Annotated in this window: 12 protein-coding genes; 11 read left to right on the top strand and 1 reads right to left on the bottom strand. The window is 74.3% G+C overall.

Going from position 1 to position 17,715, the window contains the following annotated elements; genetic code table 11:
• Positions 1 to 120 precede the first annotated feature (120 nt).
• Complete coding sequence (locus tag AB0C21_RS24105) at positions 121 to 3,078, top strand: AfsR/SARP family transcriptional regulator (RefSeq protein ID WP_500207077.1); 2,958 nt, start codon at positions 121 to 123, stop codon at positions 3,076 to 3,078.
• On the opposite strand, the gene moeZ is transcribed toward AB0C21_RS24105, so the two are convergent.
• The gene (moeZ, locus tag AB0C21_RS24110; protein WP_500207078.1) at positions 3,072 to 4,253 is read right to left on the bottom strand and encodes an adenylyltransferase/sulfurtransferase MoeZ; all 1,182 of its coding nucleotides are present in this window, start codon (positions 4,251 to 4,253) and stop codon (positions 3,072 to 3,074) included. The genes AB0C21_RS24105 and moeZ overlap by 7 nt on opposite strands.
• 217 nt (positions 4,254 to 4,470) lie before the next feature.
• Between moeZ and AB0C21_RS24115 the strand changes: the two genes are divergently transcribed.
• From AB0C21_RS24115 to AB0C21_RS24160, 10 genes are all read left to right on the top strand, one after another.
• Positions 4,471 to 4,662: a hypothetical protein gene (locus AB0C21_RS24115; protein ID WP_149263496.1), complete on the top strand. Its 192-nt coding sequence runs from the start codon at positions 4,471 to 4,473 to the stop codon at positions 4,660 to 4,662.
• Positions 4,663 to 4,720: 58 nt separating this feature from the next.
• A complete protein-coding gene (locus AB0C21_RS24120; protein WP_500207080.1) occupies positions 4,721 to 4,912 on the top strand; it encodes a CsbD family protein in 192 nt (63 codons plus the stop codon).
• Positions 4,913 to 5,093: 181 nt separating this feature from the next.
• Positions 5,094 to 6,008, top strand: a complete 915-nt coding sequence (locus AB0C21_RS24125) for a hypothetical protein (protein WP_500207082.1) — start codon at positions 5,094 to 5,096, stop codon at positions 6,006 to 6,008.
• Complete coding sequence (locus AB0C21_RS24130; RefSeq protein ID WP_500207345.1) at positions 6,002 to 7,363, top strand: S8 family serine peptidase; 1,362 nt, start codon at positions 6,002 to 6,004, stop codon at positions 7,361 to 7,363. The genes AB0C21_RS24125 and AB0C21_RS24130 overlap by 7 nt, the downstream gene beginning before the upstream one ends.
• Before the next feature lie 25 nt (positions 7,364 to 7,388).
• Positions 7,389 to 8,147, top strand: a complete 759-nt coding sequence (locus tag AB0C21_RS24135) for a hypothetical protein (protein ID WP_500207084.1) — start codon at positions 7,389 to 7,391, stop codon at positions 8,145 to 8,147.
• On the top strand, positions 8,141 to 9,403 hold the full coding sequence (locus AB0C21_RS24140; RefSeq protein ID WP_500207086.1) for a S8 family serine peptidase: 1,263 nt from the start codon (positions 8,141 to 8,143) through the stop codon (positions 9,401 to 9,403). Before AB0C21_RS24135 ends, AB0C21_RS24140 begins: the two co-directional genes overlap by 7 nt.
• Positions 9,404 to 9,418: 15 nt before the next feature.
• A complete protein-coding gene (locus tag AB0C21_RS24145; RefSeq protein ID WP_500207088.1) occupies positions 9,419 to 9,727 on the top strand; it encodes an MGMT family protein in 309 nt (102 codons plus the stop codon).
• 291 nt (positions 9,728 to 10,018) lie between these two features.
• Complete coding sequence (locus AB0C21_RS24150) at positions 10,019 to 13,132, top strand: ATP-dependent helicase (RefSeq protein ID WP_500207090.1); 3,114 nt, start codon at positions 10,019 to 10,021, stop codon at positions 13,130 to 13,132.
• 19 nt (positions 13,133 to 13,151) lie between these two features.
• Positions 13,152 to 16,856, top strand: coding sequence for an ATP-dependent helicase (locus tag AB0C21_RS24155; protein ID WP_500207092.1), 3,705 nt, complete (start codon positions 13,152 to 13,154; stop codon positions 16,854 to 16,856).
• A gap of 73 nt (positions 16,857 to 16,929) precedes the next feature.
• Entirely contained in the window at positions 16,930 to 17,709 is a 780-nt protein-coding gene (locus AB0C21_RS24160; RefSeq protein WP_500207094.1) for a class I SAM-dependent methyltransferase, read from the top strand.
• Positions 17,710 to 17,715: the final 6 nt, after the last annotated feature.

Here is a 17,715-nt window from a genome sequence, read left to right on the forward strand (position 1 = left end):
ACACCCCCGCCCCCGGTGCGAGGCCGAACGCCGGATCGGGCGGGGACGCGGGCGGTCTGGACAATGATCCGTTTCGCATTAACATGATCCCTGCCCGCGAGTTGATCAATTTGTCGCGCGATGGTGGGGTGGCGGTTGTTGCGGTTCGGAGTTCTCGGCCCTCTCCACATCCGGCGAGATGAGGAGCAGATCACCATCCCTGCGGGCAAGCAGCGGACCGTTCTCGCCCTTCTGCTGATCCACCGAGGCGGAACGGTGCCGACGGAGCGCCTCATCGCCGAGTTGTGGGACCGGGAGCCGCCCGCCTCCGCGCGCGGAACACTGCAGTCGCTCGTCTCCCGGTTGAGGCGCTCCCTGGGCGAGGGGCGCGACCTCGCCGAACCGCTGCTCCTCGGGAACGCCTCCGGGTACGCGCTCGCGCTGCCGGACGGGGCGTCCCTCGATCTGCTGGAATTCGAGCAGGCCGTGGCCGGGATCCGGGCACGCTCGGCCGGCGGCCCGGCGTCCGAGCTCGGCGACGAGATCGACCGCGCGCTCGGGCTCTGGCGCGGAGCGGCGTTCGCCGACGTCCCGCCGACCCCTCGGATCGCCGCCGAGAGAGTCCGCCTGGAAGAGGCGCGTCTCGCCCTGTGGGAGGCGCTGGCGGACATCCGGCTGGCCCGCCGACGCGACGACGAGGTCATCGCGCAGAACACCGCCCTGGTCGTGGACCATCCGCTGCGCGAACGGCTGTGGGAGCAGCTGATGCTGGCGCTCTACCGCAGTGGCCGCCGGCACGAGGCGCTCAGGGTCTACTCCGAGGCCGAGGGCCTGCTCATGGCCGAGCTGGGAGTGGATCCCGGGGAGGAACTCCAGCGGCTGCGGGGGCAGATCCTGACCTCCTCCGTACCGTCGGCCGAACCGGGGCCGAGCGTGCCGCGGCTTCCGGCGCCTCCGGCGCAGCTGCCCCCGGTCATCTCCGACTTCACCGGACGGGAGACGCAACTGGCCGAGGCACTCGCCACGCTCGGTCAGGAGCGAACCGGTCGGACGGTCGCGGTGTCGGGCATGGCCGGGGTCGGCAAGACGACCTTCGCGCTGCAGCTCGCCCATCACCTCCGGAGGGACTTCCCCGACGGCCAGATCTACGTGGACCTGCGCTCGACGGAGTCACGGCCGCGCGATCCGGACGAAGTCGTCCTGCGTTTTCTGCGCGCGATCGGGATGACCGGCCAGGACGTGCCCTCCGATCCGGACGAGCGCGCGGCGGTGTACCGCAGTTCGCTGGCCGACCGGCGGATCCTGCTCGTCCTCGACAACGCGACCGACGAGGGGCAGGTCGAGCCCCTGCTGCCGGGCAGCCCGACCTGCGCGGTCCTGGTGACGAGCCGCAAACGGCTGTCCGGGCTCGGCGGCGCCCGGCACATCGGTCTCGACGTTCTGAGCGCGGGGCAGGCCCTGGACCTGATCGCGAACGTCGCGGGGCCGGACCGGGTGGCGAGCGAGCGGGCCGCGGCGACCGAGCTCGTCGAGCTGTGCGGGCGCCATCCGCTCTCGCTGCGCATCTGCTCCAGCCGGCTGGCGGCGAGGCCGCACTGGTCGATCGGCACGCTGACGAAGCTGCTGCTGGACGAACGGCTCCGGATCGACGAGCTCGAGTACGGCAGCAGGAGCGTCCGCGCGAGCTTCACACTGAGCTACGAGGCGTTGCAGGCACCCACCCGCCGGCTCTTCTGCCTCCTCAGCCTGATGGAGGTCGAGGACTTCGCGTCCTGGGTCGCGGCACCGCTGCTCGATACCGGCCTCCGGGAAGCGGAACACCACCTCGAACTGCTCGTGGAGAACCAGCTGGTGCAGGTGGCGGGCCGGGACCGGGCCGGTCAGACGCGCTACCGGTTCCACGACCTGATACATCTCTACGGCAGGGACCTCGCCGAGCGGTACGTCCCGGTGACCGAGCGGCGGGACGCGATCGGGCGGCTCCTGGGCGCCTGGCTCGCTCTGACCGACCGTGCCCACGAGACCAGCTACGGCGCGAACTTCCTGCTGAACCACGGCACCGCCCCGAGATGGCCGATCCCCCCGGGAGACATCGACTCGCTTCTGGCCGAGCCGTGGTCGTGGTGGGAGTCCGAGCACCGCTCGCTCGTCGCCGTGGTCGTCCAGGCCGCCAGAGGCCACCTCGACGAGGCGGCCTGGGACCTCGCGGTCACGTCGACGACGTTATTCGGCACGTACGGGTACCTGAACGATTGGGAGACCACGCATGAGGCCGCCTTGGCCGCGACCGTCCGAGAGGGGAACCGCCGCGGCGGGGCCATCGTCATGAGCCACCTGGCCGGGCTGAGAATCTTCCAGCAGCGCTATGCGGACGCGCTCGACCTGCTGGCACCCGCCGCGGACACGCTCGATCAGCTGGAGGAGCGCCGGGCGCAGGCGTTCTGCTACGTCGGGATGGGCATCGCGGAACGGGGACGGCGCGATCTCCGGCGGGCGCTCGTGCACTTCCACCGCGGCCATGAGCTGCTGCGGGGGCGGAGCGACCCTCTCGCCGAGGCGCACGTACTGCTGCACACGGGGCAGACGTATCTCGCGCTCGGTGATCTGGAGCTCGCCGAGAAGAGCCTCTCCCTGGCCCGCTCCAAGGCGCGGTCGGTCGACAGCGGGCCGCTCGAAGGCTATGTCGAGCATTGGCTCGGTGCGACTCACCTGGGCCGGCGCGATCCGGCCGCGGCGGCCGAGGCGTTCTCACGCGCGATCACGAGGGTCTCGTCCATCGGCGACATGCGCGCCGGGGCATCGGCTCTGCAGGGGCTGGCCCAGGCCCACCTCCAGAGCGGCGAGCGGGACAAGGCCGAGCACGTCCTCTCCCTGGCCGGCACCGTCGCGCAGCGGATTCCCGACAGCGCGACCGCGACTCGGGCGCTCAACAACATCGGTGGTCTTCTCAGCGACCTGCGAGAGCGGGTCACCGCTCCCGGCTCCCCGGCCGCGAAGACGCGTGGACACGCCGCGGGGGCGGAGCACACGCGTTCGAGAGGTTCCGCACGACGAAGGCCCCCGGAAGGTTCCGGGGGCCCGGCGCCGGGCGGTCAGTAGGTGGGCTGGCTCGGGTCGATCTGGTTGACCCAGGCCAGGACGCCGCCGCCGACGTGGACGGCGTCGCCGAAGCCGGCGTTCTTCACGACGGCGAGGGCCTCGGCGGAGCGGACGCCCGACTTGCAGTGCAGGACGATCTTCTTGTCCTGCGGCAGCCGCTCCAGGGCGGAGCCGTTCAGGAACTCGCCCTTCGGGATGAGCGTGGCGCCCGGGATCGAGACGATCTCGTACTCGTTGGGCTCGCGGACGTCCACGAGGAAGATGTCCTCGTCGCGGTCCTGCATGGCCTTGAGGTCGTGCACGGAGATCGTGGAGTCCTTCACGGCCTCGGCGGCCTCGTCGGACACCGCGCCGCAGAAGGCCTCGTAGTCCTCCAGCAGCTCGGTCTGCGTCGGGTTCTTGCCGCACAGCGGGCACTCGGGGTCCTTGCGGACCTTGACCGAGCGGTAGGTCATCTCCAGGGCGTCGTAGACCATCAGCCGGCCGACGAGCGGCTCGCCGATGCCGGTCAGCAGCTTGATGGCCTCGTTCACCTGGATCGAGCCGATGGACGCGCACAGGACGCCGAGCACCCCGCCCTCCGCGCACGACGGCACCATGCCGGGCGGCGGCGGCTCGGGGTAGAGGCAGCGGTAGCAGGGGCCGTGCTCGGCCCAGAACACCGACGCCTGGCCGTCGAACCGGTAGATCGACCCCCACACGTACGGCTTGCCGAGCAGGACGGCCGCGTCGTTCACCATGTAGCGGGTGGCGAAGTTGTCGGTGCCGTCCACGATCAGGTCGTAGCCGGAGAAGATGTCCATGATGTTGTCGCGGTCGAGCGCGGTGTCGTGCACCACCACGTCGATCAGCGGGTTGATGTCGCGGACCGTCTCCGCGGCCGACTCGACCTTCGGCCTGCCGAGGGACGACTGCCGGTGGATGATCTGCCGCTGCAGGTTGGACTCGTCCACGACGTCGAAGTCGATGACGCCGAGGGTGCCCACCCCGGCGGCGGCCAGGTAGAGCAGGGCGGGGGAACCGAGGCCGCCCGCGCCGACGACCAGGACCTTGGCGTTCTTGAGGCGCTTCTGCCCGGCCATGCCGACATCGGGAATGATCAGGTGCCGCGAGTAGCGGTTGACCTCGTCGCGGGTGAGCTCCGGGGCGGGCTCGACCAGAGGTGGCAAGGACACGGTGGATGCTCCTGTGCTGACGCTCGACGTAAGGAGGGCGGGACGTCATCGTCCACTCACCGCACAACCTTGCCATGTCCTGCGGCATTCCCGGCAGCCGCCCGTGCGCCGGACGGCCCTGACCTCCCCGGTACCGGAATGGAACGCCATAAAAGGGGCACCGTACGGGCGCGAGGCCGGCGGACGGGACCGGCCGCGGGTGAGAGAGGTGACGGGCATGGGGTTCCTGAAGAAGCTCACGGGGGAACGGGCCGGGCGGCGGACGGCCGGGAAGCGGCGCAAGCCGAGCCCCCGCGAGCTGCGGGCGCGGATGCGCACGGAGCAGGCCGAGGCGAAGCTCCTGGAGACCGAGGCCCTCATCCACGAGGAGGCGGAGCGGCTGCGGCGCGGCACCCGGACGTCTGCATGATCCGTGGCCATCGGGGGCATGGCCGAGTTGGACGACTCTTCGTACCAGAGGAGGAACCATGGGTTTCCTCGACAAGCTGAAGAACAAGGCGCAGCAGGCCAAGGGCCGCGGCAAGGAGGAGGCCGGACGGCAGTCCGGCGACCCCGACCTCGCGGCCGAGGGCAGGACCGACCGCGCCGCGGGCGGCGCCAAGCAGGCCGGCGAGAAGGTCAAGGACGCCGCCAAGGAGGCGAAGCGCGCCGCGGAGTGACGCGCCCGACCGCCCGGGTGAGGCGGCGGACCTCCGTCGCCCGGCGCGGGAGCGCGTGACGCAGAACACGGTGACGGAGCCCCTCCGGAAAGGGGCTCCGTCCGTTTCCGGCCCCGGACGGAGCGCGGCCTTCGCCGGATGACAGGCGGAATGTCGTGAAGCGCAGTTAATCTTGACTGTTGTGGCATTCCTGCCTCCCTCCCAGCAACCGCCCCCGCCGCGGTCCCCGCACCAGCCCGGCATGCCCGGCGGCCTCCGCCGCCCCGGCCCGCCCGGCGCGCCCGCGACCCCTTACGCAGGGCGTTCGCGCCCGCCCGGCCAGCCGCTGCCGCCGGGGATGGGCGGCCCGCCCACGGTGCTGGGCCTGACCGGCCGGCAGTGGAGCCTCATGGCGCTGGTGGTCGGCTGCTGCTACCTCGTCACCACGGCGATCTCGTTCTTCGGCGCGTGGGCGACCCTCAGGCGCGACCCCACGAACGCCGAGCTGCAGATCGCCGCCAACAAGGAGGTCGCGCGCCGCTGGGAGGCGTGGCCCGCGCGGCGCGTCTTCCCCGACCGGATCAGCTACCGGCCGACGGGCAACCACACCGAGTACGCGTCGCGGACGGGGATCGTCCCGGACACCGGCTGCGTCGAGGGCGTGGACGAGGAGATCGCGACGACGATCGGCAGGCACGGCTGCCGGGCCGTCCTGCGCGCGACCTACGTCGACCAGCTGCAGGGCGTCGTCGTCACCGTCGGCGTGGTGGCGTTCTCCGACCCGTGGAAGGCCGACCGGGCCTACAAGGAGCTGCCCGGCTCGCAGGGCCCGGACGGCTCGGGCTCCGTGCGCCCCGCCCTGCGCGCCGCCGCGTTCCCCGGGACGGCGTCCGCCCGCTTCACCGACGACGCCCGGCAGGACCGGACGATCGACCGCGGCGGCCCGTACGTCGTGCTGACGACCTCCGGGCAGGCCGACGGCCGCCCCGCCTCCGTGATCAAGAAGGAGCGGCCGGGCGAGCCGTTCGCGCTCGCCCCGCAGATCGGACACGCGATCGCGCGGACGCTGTCGGCCAAGGCGCTGCCCGACTGCGACCAGCCCGAGTGGCAATGCTGACCCGGGCGCGGCTGCGCGGCGCGGCGGCGGCCGCGGGCGCGGCGGCACTGGCGGCGGGCTGGCTGATGCCCGTCCACGCGCACGCGGACGTGGTCCGCGACCGGCAGCGCCCGATCCTCGACCTCCTCGGCATGAAGGCCGCCTGGAAGGTCACCAAGGGCGCCGGGGTGACGGTCGGGGTCGTCGACTCCGGCGTCGACCCCGCCCAGCCGGACCTGCGCGGCAAGGTCACCGTCGGCCCCAACATGCTCGCCCGGATCGACGCCGGGACGACGCCGGCGCGGCTGCACGGCACCGGCATGGCGTCGCTGATCGCCGGGCACGGGCACGGCCCCGGCGGCGGCTCCGGGGTCATCGGGATGGCCCCGCAGGCGCGCATCCTCGCCGTCCGCGCGATCGGCGAGCCGGAGGACGCCAGCTACGCCCGCTTCCGGACCTCGGGCAGTTCCGACGCGGCGGTCGCGCGCGGCATCCGCTACGCCGCCGACCACGGCGCCGACGTCATCAACCTGTCGCTCGGCAGCCGCGAGGAGCAGCCCGCCGAGCGCGAGGCGGTCGGCTACGCGGTCGGCAAGGGCGTCGTGGTGGTCTCCGCCGTAGGCAACGACGGCGACGAGGACCGGCTGCTGGACGGCGACGGGTTCGCGCCGTACTCCTACCCGGCGTCCTACCCCGGCGTGATCGCGGTCGCGGCGACGCAGCCCGGCCACGTCCGCGCGCCGTTCTCCAACCGCAACTACTCGGTGCTGCTGTCGGCGCCGGGCGCGGGCCTGCCCGTCGCGGGGCCGGGCGGCCGGTACTTCACCAGCGCCGGCACCAGCGACGCCAGCGCGGTCGTCTCCGGGATCGCCGCGCTCATCCGCGCGAAGCATCCCCGGATGGCGCCCGCGCTGGTCTCGCAGGCGCTGATCCAGAGCGCCCGGCACGGCCCGCCGGGCAAGTACGACCCGGAGATCGGGTTCGGGGAGGTGCACGCCGCCCGCGCCCTGTCGGCGGCGGACTCGCTGGCCTCGGCGCAGCCGGGCCCGGCGCGGGCCAAGCCCGCCGGGCAGCGGTTCGGGGAGAAGGACCCCGGCCCGGTGGAGGTCATCGAACGGCCGTTCTGGGTCCGCCCGCTGATCATCGTGATCGTGCTGCTCGGGCTCGGCGGGACGGCCGGTGCGGGCGCGCTCGCGATCACGTTCCGGCGGCGCCACCCCAAGCCGGCGGGCGGCCCCGCCCCCGACGGCCCCAACCTCGGCGGCCCCGCCCCTGGTGCGCCTCCCCGGAGCGCGGCCCCTCGCATGCCCCCTCCTCGCGGCGTGCCCCCTCAGGCCGGGCCGCCTCCGGGACGGCCTCCTGCCGCCCCGTCCTGACCCGGCTTCGGCTACGCTCCGCTGCGTGTGGCGCGCCCAGATCTCCGTCCCGGACAGCGAACCGGAACCGGAGCCGGGCGGCGGACGGCGGGTCTCCCGCAGGACGGCCGCTCTGGTGGCCGCGCCGGTCTGCGCGACCGTCCTCGCCGTCGCCTGCGTGCGGCTGGCCGCCGAGCTGACCCGCGCCCCGACGCCGGCCGAGCGCGCGGCGGCCGCGGCGGCGGAGCCGTCCGGCCGCTACCGGACCTGGCCCGCCGGGCGGATCTTCCCCGCGGGCCTTCGCTACCGGCTCGGCCAGGCCTCCACCGAGACGGCCCGCCGGGTGGGGATCGGCCCCGACACCCGCTGCGAGACGGCCGTGGACGACGCGTTCGCCAACAGCCTCACGTCGCGCGGCTGCCGCGCCGCGCTCCGCGCCACCTACCTCGACCAGGCGCAGGGACTCGCGGTCACGGTCGGCGTGGTCGTGTTCCCGGACGAGCGGACGGCGCGGGAGGCCGTCGCCTGGTTCCCGTCCCACGCCGCCGGCCCGGGGCTGCGCGCGCTGCCGTTCGCGGGCTCGGTGGCCGCCCGCTTCGGGGACCCCGCGCGGCAGGCGTCCACCGCCGCGCAGGGAGGCCCCTACGTGGTCGCGGCGACGGCCGGGTACGCCGACGGGCGTCCCGCGCTGCGCGGCTCCCTGGCCGACGCGGCCGAACTGGCGCCGCAGCTCGTCCAGGGCGTCCTGCGGCCGCTGACCGCCCCGGCGACGGTCCGCTGCGGCGGCCGGGAGTGGCGGTGCTGAGCCGCGCCGCCGCCGGGACCGCCGCGCTGGCCCTCGTCCTCGCCCCCGCCGCGGTACCGGCCCGCGCCGCCGCGGCGCCCCCGCGGCGCGCCCTTCCCGCCGACGCGGTGCGGGACGCGGTCATGCCCGTCCTCGAATCGCTGAACGTGCCGCGCGCCTGGACGATGACGAAGGGCGGCGGCGTGACGGTCGCCGTCCTCGACTCGGGCGTGGACCCCGGCCAGGCCGACCTCGCCGGCTCCGTCACCGCCGGGCCCGACTACACGCGCGGCGCGAACCCGGACGGCGTCGCGCCGAAGCGGCTGCACGGCACCAACATGGCGTCGATCATCGCCGGGCACGGGCACGGACCCGGCGGGTCGGAGGGGGTCGTCGGCGTCGCGCCCGAGGCGCGGCTGCTGTCCCTGCGGGTGATCCTGGAGCGCGACGAGCCGGGCTTCGCGCGGTTCACCGGCGGGCAGCGCTACACGGGGACGATCGCCCAGGGGATCCGGTACGCGGTCGACCACGGCGCCGACGTGATCAACCTGTCGCTCGGCCGCTCCTATCCCACGCCCCGCGAGCGCGACGCCGTCGCCTACGCGATCGGCCGGAACGTCGTGGTGGTCGCGGCGGCGGGCAACAGCGGAGCCGAGGGCGACCCGCGCGGAGTGGGAGACGGGTCCGCCCCGCCGCGCGGCGCCCGCGGACCCGGGGGATCCGCCAGGTACTCCTACCCGGCGTCGTTCCCCGGCGTGATCTCCGTCGCAGCCGTGGACGCGCAGGGCCGGCACGCCGGGTTCTCCAACCGCAACTCCGGCGTCGTGGTGTCGGCGCCCGGCGTCCAGATCATCGGCGCGGGCCCGGACGGGCGGTACTGGGTCGGGGACGGCACGAGCCCGGCGACCGCGTTCGTCTCCGGCGTCGCCGCGCTCATCAGGTCCCGCCACCGCGGCCTCGCCCCCGCGCTGGTCACGCAGGCCATCGTGGCGGGCACCGGCGACCGCCCGGCACGCGGCTACGACCGGGGCGTCGGCTTCGGGCGGGTCGACGCCGCCGCCGCGCTCGCCGCGTCCGACACGCTGGCGGGGGCGCGGACGGGCGGCGCGGGCCTGCCGGCCGGGAAGCGGTTCGCGGCGGGGCCCGCCCGCCCCGTGCAGGTCGTGCACCGCTCGGGCGGGCTCGTCCTCACGTACCTGCTGATCTGCGCGCTGTCCCTGCTGGGCCTCGCGGGCGCCGCCGTCCTCCTGCGCGGCGAGCGGGACCCGTCGGATTGAGCGGATAATGAGCGGGTGTGGTCCGAACCTGACGAGTACGCCGAGGCGGTGCTGGACGCGGTGGAACGGATCCCGCCGGGCCGCGTCCTGTCCTACGGCGACGTCGCCGAGCTGGTCGGACGCGGCGGGCCGCGCCAGGTCGGACGCGTGATGTCGCTCTACGGCGGCGCCGTCCCCTGGTGGCGGGTCATCCGCGCCGACGGCAACCCGCCGAGCGGCCACGAGATCCAGGCCCACGAGAACTACCGCGCCGAAGGCACCCCGCTACGCCCCGACGGCCGCCGCGTGGACATGAAGCGAGCCCGCTGGACCGGATCCACCTAGCGCCCGGCGGAACACGGCGACCTCAGCCCGCACCGCAACCCGCAACAACCCGGGGACCCGCGATCGCGTCCGAAGGCAGGTTCGAGCTTGCGAGAACCTGATCGCGCAGCGAGCCGCAAGGCGAGTCGGAGCGATGCCAGCGATCGCCGCAGTGCTCGACGATGGAGGGCCGCCAGGCCCGAAGGAGGAGAGCGCTGCAATAGTCACTGTGATCTGTTCCAATGAACTGTTGTGCCTGCAGCTTCCTACCGTCTCGTGCGCCGCGCGGGTCCCGCGCGGAGCGTCCCGCCTGTGCTCGACGAGCAGCAGCGGCGGGTGGTGGAGCATGCCGGTGGGCCGATGCTGGTGCTGGCGGGGCCGGGTACCGGGAAGACGACCACGATCGTTGAGGCGGTCGTCGACCGCATCGAGAACCGGGGCGTCGACCCCGAGCGGGTGCTCGTCCTGACGTTCAGCCGCAAGGCGGCGGGCGAGTTGCGGGAGCGCATCACCGGCCGCTTGCACCGGACGACGCGCACGCCTCTGGCGCTGACCTTCCACAGCTACGCGTACGCGCTGATCCGGCGGGACGCCGTCCTGAACGAGGAGCCGCCGCCCCGGCTGCTGTCCGGTCCCGAGCAGCTGCTCGAAGTGCGGCGGCTGCTGGAGGGCGAGCTCGCGGACGGCGCCCGCGACTGGCCGGAGCGGCTGCGGGCCGCGCTGGCGACCCGCGGGTTCGCCGAGGAGTTGCGTGACTTCGCCCTGCGCGCGGTCGAGCGGCAGTACGCCGCGGAGGACCTCGTCGCCCTCGGACGCTTGCGGGGCCGCGACGACTGGGCCGCCATCGGCGGGTTCATGGAGCGGTACGTCGACCGGTTCCTGCTCGATCCCGTCCCCACCTACGACTACGGCGAGCTGATCCACCTGGCCGCGGGCATGCTCGCGGACGAGGAGGTGCGCATCCGGGAGCAGGACGCCTACGACGCCGTGTTCGTGGACGAGTACCAGGACACCGACCCCGCGCAGGAGGCCCTCCTGCACCACCTCGCGGGCGACGGGCGCGACCTGGTCGTGGTGGGCGACCCCGACCAGTCCATCTACGGGTTCCGGGGCGCCGACGTGCGCGGGATCCAGGAGTTCCCGAACCGCTTCCTCACCATGGACGGCGACCCGGCGCCCGTGGTGGCGCTGCGGACGTGCCGCCGGATGGGGCCCGAGATCCTCGCCGCCTCGCGGCGCATCGCGCGGCGGCTGCCCGCCGGGTCGGCGGGCGCCGCCGAGCACCGCGCGCTCCGCCCGGTGGACGAGCTCGACGAGGGCGAGGTGCGCGCGGTCATCGCCGACTCCGAGAGCCAGGAGTCCGCGCTGGTCGCCGACGAGCTGCGGCGCGCCCACCTGCTCGACGGCGTCCCGTGGTCGCGTATGGCGGTCCTGGTGCGCAGTGCCGTGCGGCAGGTTCCCGTGCTGCGGCGGGCGCTCGCCCAGGCCGGCGTGCCGGTGGTCGTCGCCGGCGACGAAGTGCCGCTGGTGGGGGAGCCCGCCGTGCGGCCGTTCCTCGTCCTGCTGCGGGCGGCGCTCAAGAAGGGCTTCCTGGACGAGGTCGTGGCGGAGGACCTCCTGACCGGCCCGCTGGGCGGCGCCGACGCGCTCGCCATGCGGCGCCTCAAGCGCGCTCTGCGCGACCTGGAGGAGCTGTCGGGCGGGCAGCGTCCGCTGGGGGAGCTTCTGGTCGCGGCTGTGAACGACCCACGCGAACTGGTCCTCGTCCATGAGCGGGTCCGCGCGCCCGCCGAGCGGATCGCGAACCTGATCGAGACGGCGCGGCGCAGCGCGCACGACGGCGGCACCGCCGAGGACGTCCTGTGGGCCGTGTGGCAGGAGAGCGGCCAGGCCGACGTGCTGCTGGAGCAGAGCGTCAAGGGCGGGACGCGCGGCGCGGCGGCCGACCGCGACCTCGACGCCGTGGTGGCGCTGTTCGACCACGCCGCGCGGTTCGTCGACCGGCTTCCCCAGGCGGGGCCCGAGCTGTTCGTCGACAACATCGCGTCCCAGGAGATCGCCGGTGACACGCTCGCCGAGCAGGCGCCGGAGGGGGAGGCGGTCCGGATCCTCACCGCGCACCGCTCCAAGGGCCTGGAGTGGGACGTGGTCGTCGTCGCCGGCGTCCAGGAGGGCGTCTGGCCCGACGTGCGGCTGCGCGGGTCGCTGCTCGGCGTCGAGGAGCTGATCGAGCACGCCGCCGGGGCCGAACCGGACGGCGAGGCCGCCGCCGGGGCCTCCATGGCCGCCAAGATGCTCGACGAGGAGCGGCGCCTGTTCTACGTGGCGGTCACGCGCGCCCGCAAGCGCCTCGTGGTCACGGCCGTCGGCGGCGACGACACCGAGGAGCGGCCGTCCCGCTTCCTGAACGAGCTCCTGCCCGGCGCGATCGAGCAGTCGCAGCTGGACGAGAAGACCCGCTGGCTCTCGCTGTCGGCGCTCGTGGCCGACCTGCGGTCCGTCGTCGCCGACCCGTCGCGTCCCGAACCGCTGCGGCGCGCCGCCGCCGGGCACCTGGCCCGCCTGGCGCGCGCGGGCGTGCGCGGCGCGAAACCGGAGAACTGGTACGCCATCACCGCGCTGTCGGACTCCGGCCCCGCGTTCGCCGAGGACGAGCCCATCACGATCTCGCCGTCCCAGGTCGAGGCGTTCACCACGTGCGGGCTGCGCTGGCTGCTCGCCTCCGCGGTCGGCGCCCAGGAGGGCGGGCCCAACGAGTACAGCACCATGGGCAAGGTCGTGCACGCCGTCGCCGAGATGGCGGGCGCGGACGACGGCGTCGACGAGGTGCACGTCGCGCGGCGGCTCGACGAGGTCTGGAACGACCTGGAGTTCCGCAGCTCCTGGTACTCGGAGAAGCAGCGCGAGCAGGCCGCCCGGATGGTCGACAAGTTCCTCGCCTGGCACCGCGACAACCCCAACGAGGTCGTCGCGCTGGAGGAGTCGTTCAAGGTCGACCTCGGCCGCGTCGTCATCAAGGGCCGCATCGACCGCGCCGAGCGCGACGAGCAGGGCCGCGCCGTCATCATCGACATCAAGACCTCCTCCACCGCCGTCCCGAAGGACGAACTGGCCCGGCACCCGCAGCTCGGCGTCTACCAGTACGCGGTGATGCTCGGCGCGTTCGAGCGGCACGGGCTGATCGAGCCGGGCGGGGCGAAGCTGATCCAGGTCGGCAAGGCCGCGTTCACGGCGAAGGCGCGCGAGCAGGAGCAGCCCCCGCCCGCCGAGGACGCCGACCCCGAGTGGCCGAAGAAGCTCGTCGAGATCGTCGCGACGGGCATGGCCGGCGACGTCTTCCAGGCCAGGGCGAACGACAAGTGTCGCACCTGTCCCGTACGCTCCTGCTGCCCCGTCCATGACGAGGGCGGGCAGGTGAGCGACTGACTGGCTCGGGGGGAGCGAGGTGATCACGCCGGGAGAACTGGCCCGGCTGCTGGAGATCCCGGCGCCGACGGAGGAGCAGGCCCGGGTGATCGAGGCGCCGATGGCGCCGATGGCGGTGATCGCCGGCGCCGGGTCGGGCAAGAGCGAGACGATGGCCGCGCGGGTGGTGTGGCTGGTCGCGAACGGCTTCGTCCGGCCGGAGCGCGTCCTCGGCCTCACCTTCACCCGCAAGGCCGCCGCCGAGCTCGGCGTGCGCGTGCGCAAGCGGCTCGACAGGCTCCGCGAGGTCCTGCCCGGCGACGAGCTGGAGCGGCTGGGCGGCGAGGCCCTGTTCGACGGCGAGCCGATGGTGTCCACATACCACTCGTACGCGGCGCGCCTCTTCGGCGACCACGCCCTGCGCGAGGCGCTCGAACCCACGATGCGGCTGATCTCGCCTGCCGTCGCCTGGCAGATCTGCTCGCGGGTGGTCGACGCCTACCACGGCCCCATGGACCGGATCGACTGGCAGCCCGACACCGTGACGAAGGCCGTCATGGAGCTGTCCGGAGACCTGGCTGAGCACCTGCGCACGGCCGAGGACGTCCGCAGGGTCGGCGCCTGGCTCGACGAGCGGCTCGCCGTGGTGAAGAAGCCGCTCAAGGCGCAGCGCGACGTCCTCGCCAAGCACGCCGTCCGCGAGCAGCTCATGCCGCTCATCGAGGCGTACGGGCGCGCCAAGGCCGACCGCGAGGTCATCGACCACGGCGACCAGATGGCCCTCGCCGCGCGCATCGCCTACAAGCACCCCGAGGTCGGGATGATCGAGCGGTCCCGGTTCTCGGTCGTCCTGCTCGACGAGTACCAGGACACCAGCCAGGCGCAGCTCGTCCTGCTGAAGTCGCTGTTCGCGGGCGGGCATCCGGTGACGGCCGTCGGCGACCCCTGCCAGTCCATCTACGGGTGGCGCGGCGCGAGCGCCGGGAACCTGCTGCGGTTCGCCTACGACTTCCCCACGCAGCCGCCGGCCGCGCCCGGGGGGCGTCCGGTGGCGGCGCCGGTCGTCCAGCTCAGCCGGTCGTTCCGCAACGGTGAGCTGATCCTGGAGGCGGCGGCCAAGGTGCAGGAGGAGTTGCGCGCCGAGACGAAGGCCGTGCCCCGCCTCGTCCCGGGCGCCGGGCGCGAAGGGCGCGGACGCGTCGAATGCGCCCTGTTCCCCACCGTGGAGGACGAGGCGGAGCGCATCGCCGACCGCATCGCCGGGGTCATGGCCGCCGACCCCGAGACCGCCCCGGACGGCGGCCCCCAGGCCGAGCCGCTCCGGTACTCCGACATCGCCGTCCTGGCCCGGAAGCGGTCGCAGTTCCCGCTGATCAGGCGTGCCCTGGAGGCGCGCGGCATCCCGGTCGAGGTGGTCGGGCTCGGCGGGCTCCTCACCGTCCCCGAGGTGCAGGACGTCGTCGCCACGCTGCGCGTCATGCACGACCCGACCGCGGGCGCGTCCCTCGCCCGCCTGCTCACCGGCCCGCGCTGGCGCCTCGGCCCCCGCGACCTCGTCGCCCTGGGACGCCGTGCCCGCGCTTTGGCCCAGGAAGCGGCCCGCGACATCACCCGCCCGGACGACCGCCCCGTCCCGGCATCCGACGAGCCGCCCGCCGCCGCCCCCGCAGAGGGGCCCGGGCCCGCGTCCGGTGTTACGCCCCGCGAAGGGTCCGGTGCCGCATCCGTAGCGTTGGACGCCGTTCTCGGCACCGCGCCGACCGCCGCGTTCAGCACCACGCCGACCGCCGGCGCCGCACCGACCGCCGCGTCGGCCGCCGCGTCGGCCGTCGCGTCCGGCACCGCGTCCGGCACCGCGTCCGGCACCGCGTCCGGGACCGCGTCCGGGACCGCGTCCGGGACCGCGTCCGAGGCCCCGCTTCGGGAAGGGGGTGACGGCGCGTCCGGCGGCGTCCCCACCGGGGGGCCGGGTATCGGGTCCACCGAGGGGGCCGGTGAGGGGGCCGCGGGGGACGATCCGCTTCGGCAGCTTGTCAGCGAGTTGAACCAGGAGACCGGCAGCCTCGTCGACGCGCTCGACGACCTCGGCCCGTCCGACGCGTACTCGCCCGAGGGGTACGGGCGGCTGCGGCGCCTCCGCGACGAGCTGCGCGGCCTGCGGAGCCAGGTCGGGCTGCCGCTGCCGGACCTGGTCAACGAGGTCGAGCGGGCGCTCGGCCTCGACATCGAGGTCGCCGCGCGGTCCGGGCTCGACCCCGTCACCGCCCGCGCCGACCTCGACGCCTTCATCGACGCCGCCGCCACGTTCGCCGGCGACGCCGAGGACCCGACGCTCGGCGCGTTCCTCGCCTACCTCAAGGCCGCCGAGACCGAGGAGTTCGGGCTGGAGGCCGGGCGGGTCGGGGAGACCGACAGCGTCAAGCTCCTCACCGTCCACGCCTCCAAGGGCCTCGAATGGCCGGTCGTGGTCGTTCCCGGCCTGGCGTACACGCCGCAGAAGAACGGCGGCCCCGCCAAGGGGTCGATCTTCCCGTCGCCGCCGCAGAACGCCACCCGCTGGACGGCGAACCCGCGCGTCCTGCCGTTCATGCTGCGCGGCGACCGCGCCGACCTGCCCGCGCTGACCGGGCTGGAGAAGGACGACCTCGCGGCGTTCGAGCAGGCGTGCTCCGAGCGCGACCTGCGCGAGGAGCGGCGGCTCGCCTACGTCGCGGTCACGCGCGCGTCCAGCCTGCTCATCACCACCGGCTACTGGTGGGGGTCCTCGGGGCGCCCGCTCGGACCGTCGCCGTTCCTGGAGGAGGTGCGGGCGGTCTGCCTCGCCGGGGCCGGGTCCGTCGCCGTGTGGGCCGACCCGCCGGAGGAGGGCGCCGCCAACCCGCTGCTCGCCGACCCCGATGAGGCGCAGTGGCCCATCGCGCCCGGCGAGCGCGGCCGGTCCGACCTGTCGGCGCGGGCGCGCTACGAGGCGGTCGTCGAGGGCGCCCGCATGGTCGAGGACGAGATGGCCGGGCGCACCCGCCCCTGGGCCGGCGACGCCGGGCTGTCGGACGCCGACCGGGCCCGCATGACGGCGTGGGCGCGCGACGTCGAGCTGCTGCTCGCCGAGCGCGACCGGGGGCGCGGCGGCGACGGCCTGCTCGTCGAGCTGCCCGCGCACCTGTCGGTGTCGTCGCTGGTGTCGCTGGCGCGCGACCCGGCGGCGCTCGCCCGGCAGATCCGCCGCCCCATGCCGCGCCCGCCCGCCCCCTACGCGCGGCGCGGCACCGCGTTCCACGCCTGGCTGGAGGGCCGCTGGGGGCAGCAGCGCCTCCTCGACCCCGACGAGCTGCCCGGCGCCGCCGACGAGGGCGCCGCCGACGACTCGCACCTGGCGATGCTGCGCGAGCGCTTCGAGGGGTCGCAGTGGGCGGCGCGCGAGCCGCTCGACATCGAGGTGCCGTTCGAGACCATCATCGGCGACCGGCTGGTCCGGGGCCGGATGGACGCCGTGTTCCGGACCAGGGACGGGGGATACGAGGTCGTCGACTGGAAGACCGGATCCCCGCCGTCGGGGGAGGAGGCCCGGTTCGCCGCCGTGCAGCTCGCCGCGTACCGGCTGGCGTGGGCCGAGCTAGCCGGAGTGGACGTCGCGCAGGTCAGCGCGGCGTTCCACTACGTCGCCGCCGACGTGACCGTCCGTCCGGCCGACCTGCTCGACGCCGCAGGCCTCGCCGCGCTGCTGGAGGGCGTCCCGGCCGCCTGAGGGTTTCGTCACTCCCCTCTGTTCACCGTGCGTGGTTTCGGGGATGATCCGGGCAACCAGTCGAGGAGGCGACGTGACGGTGACCCATGACGAGAAGGTGGTCCGGGAGTTCTCCAAGCAGGCGGCCGGTTTCGCCGACCCCAGGCTGAACACGGCGTTCACCCGCCATCTGGACCGGCTCGTCCGGTTCATGGACCCCGAGCTCGACCTTGAGGACGTCGTGCTGGAGGTCGCCGCCGGGACGGGCATCGTGTCCCGCGCGATCGCCCGCCGCGTCCGGCACGTGACGGCGCTCGACCTCACGCCCGCGATGCTCGCCGAAGGCAAGCGCGACGCCGACCACGCCGGCCTCACCAACGTCACCTTCGCGCACGGCGACGCCACCGCCCTGCCCTACCTCGACCGGTCGTTCACCCTCGTCGTCACCCGCTTCTCGCTGCACCAGGTGGCCGACCCCGGGGCCGTGGTGAAGGAGATGGCCCGGGTCAGCCGGCCCGGCGCCGCGCTGATCATCGCCGACCTCGTCCGCCCCGAGGGCCTGGACGGCGACCCCGACCGCATCGAGCGCCTCCGCGACCCCTCGCACGGGGAGGCCCTCACCGAGGCGCGGATCGCGGACCTCGTCGCCTCGGCGGGCGCGCAGGTGAAGCGCGCCGACCAGTTCGACTACGTCCGCCCGCTGGACCCGTGGCTGGAGTTCTCAAAGACCCCCTCGGACGTCGCGGGGCAGATCAGGCGCGAGCTGGAGGAAGAGCTGGCAGGCGGACCCGCCACCGGCATGCGCCCGAGCATGGTGGACGGCGCCCTGCACTTCACGCACTCCTACCTCTTCCAGCAGGCCATCGTCGGGTAACGTTTT

This window comes from Spirillospora sp. NPDC049024, from assembly GCF_040649235.1.
In the GTDB taxonomy this organism is placed as follows: Bacteria; Actinomycetota; Actinomycetes; order Streptosporangiales; family Streptosporangiaceae; genus Spirillospora.

What these genes read in the sequence shown, in the direction of transcription:
- AB0C21_RS24120 (WP_500207080.1), top strand. Translation starts at nt 4,721, where the DNA reads ATGGGTTTCCTCGACAAGCTGAAGAACAAGGCGCAGCAGGCCAAGGGC.
- AB0C21_RS24105 (WP_500207077.1), top strand. Translation starts at nt 121, where the DNA reads ATGGTGGGGTGGCGGTTGTTGCGGTTCGGAGTTCTCGGCCCTCTCCAC.
- AB0C21_RS24115 (WP_149263496.1), top strand. Translation starts at nt 4,471, where the DNA reads ATGGGGTTCCTGAAGAAGCTCACGGGGGAACGGGCCGGGCGGCGGACG.
- AB0C21_RS24130 (WP_500207345.1), top strand. Translation starts at nt 6,002, where the DNA reads ATGCTGACCCGGGCGCGGCTGCGCGGCGCGGCGGCGGCCGCGGGCGCG.